Here is a 6,707-nt window from a genome sequence, read left to right on the forward strand (position 1 = left end):
AGGCTGCCCAGCCTGCCAGACTGAAGCCTATTCGGATCGCAGGGTTCTCAGTATCTTCTGTCCGCCTCGACCATTGGCTTCAAGCCCCAGCCGCCGCTGTTCCGCCTCGATGGCGGCACGGCTGCGTTGTCCCAGCATACCGTCAACTTCTCCGATGTCGTGTCCGCGCAGTATGAGCAGACCCTGCAGTTCCCGGCGTTCGGCTCGGGAGAGCCCCGGGTCGTCTGTGGGCCATGGGGTCGCGATCGGCCCCCGACCTCTGAGCCTGTCCGACAGGTGTGCGATGGCGAGTCCGTAGCTTTCCGCGGCGTTGTAGCTGTATATGGCGTTGAAATTTCGGAAGACGAGGAATGCAGGGCCGTTGGGTCCGGCTGGCGCCAGCAGGCCTGCGGTGCCGTGATCGCTCAATGGCGAACCGTCGGCCTTGACCAGTCCTCGCGCTGTCCATTGGGCAATGGAGCGTCGCTGGCGGCGTCCTTCGCCCGAGGTGTCGAATCCATCGGGCAACCGCACTTCGTAACCCCAGGGTTGGCCGCTGCGCCAGCCTGCCTTCTTCAGGAAGTTGGCCGTAGAGGCCAGCGCGTCGGTTGCATTGTCCATCAGGTCGCGGCGACCATCGTTGTCAAAGTCCACCGCTAGCCGCTCGAATGTGGTTGGCATGAACTGAGTGTGGCCGAAGGCACCAGCCCAGGAGCCTACGAGACGTTCGGCGGCGATGTGCCCGCCCTGAATGATGCGCATCGTGGCGTAGAACTCCTTGCGGAAGAAGGTCTGACGCCTGCCATTGCACGACAGTGTGCCCAGCGCCTGCAGCAGGGGGTAGGAGCCAAAGCTCTGTCCGAAATTGCTTTCCACCCCCCAGACCGCGACCACTGTCTCTGGGTCGACACCGTATTCCTGCTCCACTTTTCGCAAGGTATCACGGTGTTGTGCCAACATGCGCTGACCATCTTCCACGCGTTCGGCATCCACCAGACCGGCGAGGTAGTCCCAGATGGGGGTAGTGAACTCGGGCTGGTAGTCCAGTTTCTGGACCACGCTGAGATCGGGCGCCAGGTTTTGCGTGAGCTTTTCGTAGATGGAGGGCCGCACGCCAGCCTGGGCAGCAGGGCTGGCCAGTTCGGCAAGGCAGCGTTCAAACGCCTGCTGGTCGGAGGGGCTGACGGTGTTCGCCGTCTGTCCATGCACCTGACTGGAGAGTACCAGGGCACCAATGGTGACGCTGCGTGAAAAATGCCGAGGAAATAGCGGAGGATGTGACATGTGTGGATATGAGCGCATGGTCAATGGACGCAGGCGGGGCAAGGAGGTTCCCCTCCAGGTGATCAGACGGCCCACTCGCTGCCGTGCTCGGGCACCAGAGCCGGCCAACCGAGTTCGTCCTTGATGCGTAGGCGCATCCTGTCTGATGCCTCCATGTCGCCATGGGTGACAAACACCTTGTGGGGAGGGGCAGGGATCTGGCGCAGCCATTCGAGGAGCTGGCTGGCATCGGCATGGGCAGAGGCCGCGGTGAGCTGGACCACTTCGGCACGAACGGTCAGGTCCTGACCATGCACACGAAGGCGATCATTGCCTTTGGCGAGGGTGGCGCCTCGCGTGCCCGGCGACTGGTAGCCGGTCAGGATCACCATGTTGCGGTGGTCTTCCAGATACTGGACCAGATGATGGAGCACACGGCCGCCAGTGGCCATGCCGGAAGCCGCGAGCACAATCTTGGGTCCATGCTGGAAAGCGATGGCCTTGGACTGGTCGGGTGTCATGGTCATCTGGGCTGCATGCTCCATGGCCTGGCACTGGGCTTTGGTGAGGCGATGCTCACCAATGTGGTGGTCATAGAGATCAGTCGTGTGAATGGCCATCGGGCTGTCCAGGTAGACGGGAACACCTTTGGGCAGGGTTCCGTCGGCCTTGAGTTGCGCAATGGCGTAGAGGAGTGCCTGAGCGCGGCCCACGGCGAATACCGGAACGACGGCAGCGCCTCCGCGTGCGCAGGCGCGCTGAAGTGCTGGCCCCAGCTCTGCCAGGAGATTCTCTTCCGGGTGCTCCCGGTCGCCATAGGTGGACTCGATGATGACGACATCAGCCTCGACGGGTGGCTCGGGAGGCAGCATCAGGCTGTCATCGGGGCGGCCGAGGTCTCCGGAGAACAGCAGCCGTCGTCCGCCCACTTCTATCAGCACACTGCAGGCGCCCAGGATGTGTCCGGCACCGCGCAATTGCACTGACCAGCCAGGAATCGGTTCGAAGGGTTCACCCAGGGCCTGAGGGTGAAGCTGCTTGAGGGCGATGCGCGCGTCTTCCTCCGTGTACAGGGGCAATGCCGGCTTGTGTTTGGAGAAGCCGTGCCGGTTGGCATAGGCCGCGTCTTCTTCCTGAATATGGCCGCTGTCAGGCAGCAGGATGGAGGCGAGTTCGCATGAGCCGGCTGAAGCCCAGACCTTTCCGGTGAATCCGTTCTTGATGAGCAGGGGTAGATAGCCACTGTGGTCAAGATGGGCGTGTGTGAGCACAACGGCACCGATGTCTGCCGGGTTGACGGGCAGTGGCTCCCTGTTGCGCAGCCGAAGCTGCTTGTAGCCCTGAAACAGGCCGCAATCAACTAGAAGCGAGGCCCCGTTGTGGGTAACCAGGTACTTGGAGCCGGTCACAGTGCCGGTGGCACCCAGAAAGCGGATATGGACGGTCATGATCAATCCATCTTACTCTTGTGCGGCTGACGCGTTCTCAACCCGCAGGCAGGGCGGCACGTGGGCTGCCCATTGCCCGGAATGTCAGAACGCGGCGTCCAACATGAGCATGAAGATGAAGCCCCCCATCAAGGTGGCAGAGGACAACCCTTCGAATCCGTGCCTGTGTGTCTCTGGGATGATCTCATGACTGACCACGAAGATCATGGCGCCGGCAGCCAGCGCCAGGCCGACAGGGTAGAGTGCCGGCGTGCCGCCCAACACTTGCAGTCCGACCAGGGCACCCAGGGGCTCAGCCAGGCCCGTCAGGGCGGCCACTGACCATGCGGTGGCCTTCGATTGCCCGAGCGTGTGCAAGGCCATGGCCACGAGAAGGCCTTCAGGCATGTTCTGCAACCCGATGGCGATGGCAACGGCCGCGCCCGCCTGTGTGGTCGTGCTGTCGCCGGGGATGACGCCAGCATAGGCGGCGCCGACAGCCAGACCTTCGGGAATGTTGTGGATCATGAGTGCCAGCACCATGAGCCACCCGCGTTGGCGCGTGACCTCGCGTGCGTCGCCGGCAGCTTCCCATCGTCCGGTATGCCCCTGAGCCGCTGGCGGCAACACAGCGTGCTCGTGGGGCAGCAGGCGGTCAATACCCATCATCAGCCCGACGCCCAGGGCCAGCCCGGTCGCCGTCAGCATGGCTGCACCCATGCCCCCTTGCGGGACGAGCCGTTGCGATGCCTCCAGTGACGGCATGAGAAGGGCCAGGATGGCGGCCGTCAGCATGACACCGGCTGAGAAGGCCATCAGCGCGGCCTCCTGTCGCTTCGAGATACGCCCGACGAAGAACACAGGTGTGGCGCCCAACGCTGTGGCGGCCGCTGCGAGCATCGAGGCTTGCAGCCCGGAGAGCAAGGCGTTGCCGTTGGGAAGCGCCTCCCACCAATGCCGTGTCGGCGCCAGAAACGTGCTGGCTGCGGCCAGCCCTGCCATCACCAGCACCGACGCTGCAAGGCCCAGCAGTGCCTTTCTGGCCGCGTTGGGCGGCAGCTGGGCGTCCATTTCCGCCTGGAAGCGTTGCAAGGTGGGCTCAACGCGTCGAATCAGTTCAGTCATGCAAAAGGAATCGCTTGTGTCAGAAGAATGGTGTCACCCGACCAAGCCGGGATCGCGGTGGCATCAGCCCATATCCACAGTTTGCCTGTTGAGCAACACAGCGTCATCAAATCTGCTCATGGCCGTGATAGCAGCAGGGCGGGACGATGCGGGGGTTTCGTGATCTGGTACGGGTCGGTTCTTGATTTGGAGGTGATTTGGCAGGCTTTTCTCTCCTTAACCGAAAGGGAGAACCAGTAACACTCATTTCTAGGTCAGTGAGGGAAAACCCACTTTGGTCTGTGCGGTGCATGGGGCATCGAAGGGCCGGGTTCAAATGCCATGAACAGAACTTACAAATCCGTCTGGAACGCATCGTTGGGAAGCTATGTCGCCGTGGCCGAGCATGAGTCGGCACGGGGCAAGCCAAGCCGCTCGGGTCGAGCGAGAAAAAGCGTGGCGCCTCGCGCGGTGTCCGCTGCTTTGGTGCTCGAACCCCGCATCGTCTTTGACGCAGCGCTGGTGGCAACGGCCGACGCAGCAGCAGTTGCGGAGCCAATGCCCTCCGCAGACGACCTGACGGCCGGCATGGGCCAGCCGGATGATGGGGCGGAACCAGCGGGCTTTGCCGAGACGCCAGTGGCTGCTCAGGCGGATGTCGCCGCCGGCCATGCAGAGGACGAAACGGAAGCTGCCGCAGATCTGTCTGCGGACAACGGTCTGACCCATGCCGGTGCCGACGCTGCTACCACAAATGCCGAAGCCGGAGCCCAAGCCGACACCGGACTTGGCGACGCCGAAACCGAGCCGGTGGCCGACACCACAGAGCTCGTCGGTGATGAAGAACTGCCCGCCCTCGGCGACGTTGATGCCACCGGTGCCGCGACCGAGATTGTCTTCATTGACTGGGTGGCGGCGGACGTTGGCAACTACATCAACAACCCGGCGCTGGAAATTGTCTATCTGGACAGTGGCTCCGATGGCGTCGAGCAGATGGCCGAGGCGCTGGCCGGGCGCGAAGGTATCACCGCGATTCACATCGTGAGCCACGGTGTGGAGGGGCAATTGATGCTGGGCAACACGGTGCTCACGAGTGCGACCATGCAGGCACAGCACGGTGAAGCACTGGAGCAGATCAGTGGCGCCTTGAGCGATGATGCGGACATTCTGATTTATGGCTGCAACTTCACTGAAGGCGAGGAAGGACTTGGTGCTGCCAACATGCTGGCAGACCTGACCGGCGCAGACGTGGCGGCATCGACAGATACCACGGGCAGTGCAGACCGTGGAGGCGACTGGCAACTGGAGACCCATATCGGCCATGTCGAGGCAGTGTCTCTGGCGCCAAGCGCCTGGATAGGCAATCTGGATCTGGTGATCAACAACGTGGGCTCGGCCGGCGCGCCGGCGCTGGCCAACGCCATCATGGGTGCCGGTGTGGTGGTCAACAGTGCGACCTACTCGGGTGGCCCTGACCAGGCGGGCATCTTCCAGACTGGCGCAGGCCTTTCGTTTGGCTCCAATGTCATCGACTTCACTGATGGCGCGATTTTCACGACTGCCACCAACACGTCGACGGTGGGAGGCACGGATACCGGCAACGTCAGCCAGGACGCGCCTGGCATTGACGGAGATGCGCAATTCAACGCAGTCAGTGGCGGGGTGGCCACCTTTGATGCCTCGTACATCGATATCCAGTTCACGCCGGACATCTTGCCGGGCACCAATGCGGGCGACACCGTCCGCATGACGGCGTCCATCGTCTTCGGGTCCGAGGAGTACAACGAGTACGTCTATGCCGGCTTCAACGATTCCATCGGTATCTGGGTGAACGGAACCAACGTCGCGCTTGCACCCAATGGGCTGCCCATCGGCATTGACACCATCAACGATGCGGCAACGATCAATCCGTCGAACGGCAACGCGACAAACGACCCCAACCCGGGACACAGCACCACCGTGTTCACCAGCGCCAACCCGAGTCTGTACGTGAACAACGAGGGCGGTACCTACAACACCCGCATGGACGGGTTCACCGTGACCCTTTCTTTGTCTTTCGATGTGATCGTGGGGCAAAGCAACGACATCAGAATCGGCATTGCCGACACGGGTGACGCTGCGTACGACTCCTGGATGTTCATCCGCGCGGACTCGTTGCAGACGGCGTTTGTGGCCGAGAACGACAATGTGACCACGCCGGCCAATGTCCCTGCAACCGTGGACATCACGGCCAACGACTTCAACCTCAATGGAGGACCGTTGCAGATTGTGGCCATCAATGGCAGCCCGGTGTCGACCGGCTCCACCGTCACGCTGGCCTCTGGTGTGGATCTGACCATCGGCAGCGGAGGGCAGGTGACCGTGACGGGTGACGGCATCAATGCAGCAACAGACTCGTTCACGTACACGGTCCAGAACTCGGACGGAGACACGACCCATGCCACGGTGACGGTCAACATCACCGAGGCCAACGTGGGGCCGGTGGCCGCGAATGATGCCTTCAGCGCCAGCGAGGACGGCGGGGCCACAGTCGTGGGCAATGCCGTGACCAATGACAGTGACGCCAATGGCGACACGCTGACAGCAGTCATCCAGAGTGGCACGGCCGGCTCGGGCGGAGGCCTGTTCGACCTGGCGTCGGACGGGTCCGTCACTTTTGATGCCAATGGCGAGTTCGAGAGCCTTGCCGCAGGAGAGACAGCGGTGACGTCGATCTCCTATGTGGTGCAAGATCCCCACGGAGAGTCGGCCACGGCGACGATCAGCGTGACGGTCAACGGCGCCAACGATGCACCGACGCTGGTTGGTGGTGGGCAGCCATCAGACCAGACCGGTCAAGATGGTCAGAGCATCACACCGCTGGATGTCAGCGGAGCATTCGATGACCCCGATGGTGACACCCTGACCTACAGCGTCAGCGGTCTGCCTGCGGGA

General features: G+C 62.6%; 4 protein-coding genes. 1 reads left to right on the top strand and 3 read right to left on the bottom strand.

Going from position 1 to position 6,707, the window contains the following annotated elements:
* Positions 1–27: 27 nt before the first annotated feature.
* From ABWV89_RS09605 to ABWV89_RS09615, 3 genes are all read right to left on the bottom strand, one after another.
* Positions 28–1,263: a lytic murein transglycosylase gene (locus ABWV89_RS09605; RefSeq protein ID WP_353396041.1), complete on the bottom strand. Its 1,236-nt coding sequence runs from the start codon at positions 1,261–1,263 to the stop codon at positions 28–30.
* A 62-nt stretch (positions 1,264–1,325) separates the two neighbouring features.
* Positions 1,326–2,690, bottom strand: coding sequence for an MBL fold metallo-hydrolase (locus tag ABWV89_RS09610; RefSeq protein WP_353396042.1), 1,365 nt, complete (start codon positions 2,688–2,690; stop codon positions 1,326–1,328).
* An 84-nt stretch (positions 2,691–2,774) separates the two neighbouring features.
* Positions 2,775–3,794: a ZIP family metal transporter gene (locus ABWV89_RS09615; RefSeq protein ID WP_353396043.1), complete on the bottom strand. Its 1,020-nt coding sequence runs from the start codon at positions 3,792–3,794 to the stop codon at positions 2,775–2,777.
* A 321-nt stretch (positions 3,795–4,115) separates the two neighbouring features.
* Here ABWV89_RS09615 and ABWV89_RS09620 point away from each other — a divergent pair.
* Positions 4,116–6,707: DUF4347 domain-containing protein (locus tag ABWV89_RS09620; protein ID WP_353396044.1), on the top strand; the 2,592-nt coding region annotated here is incomplete at its 3' end.

Source organism: Hydrogenophaga sp. 5NK40-0174, assembly GCF_040372165.1.
Taxonomy (GTDB): domain Bacteria; phylum Pseudomonadota; class Gammaproteobacteria; order Burkholderiales; family Burkholderiaceae_C; genus Hydrogenophaga.

Coding starts and splice junctions, on each gene's coding strand:
- ABWV89_RS09605 (WP_353396041.1), bottom strand. CDS start 1,263: ATGTCACATCCTCCGCTATTTCCTCGGCATTTTTCACGCAGCGTCACC.
- ABWV89_RS09610 (WP_353396042.1), bottom strand. CDS start 2,690: ATGACCGTCCATATCCGCTTTCTGGGTGCCACCGGCACTGTGACCGGC.
- ABWV89_RS09615 (WP_353396043.1), bottom strand. CDS start 3,794: ATGACTGAACTGATTCGACGCGTTGAGCCCACCTTGCAACGCTTCCAG.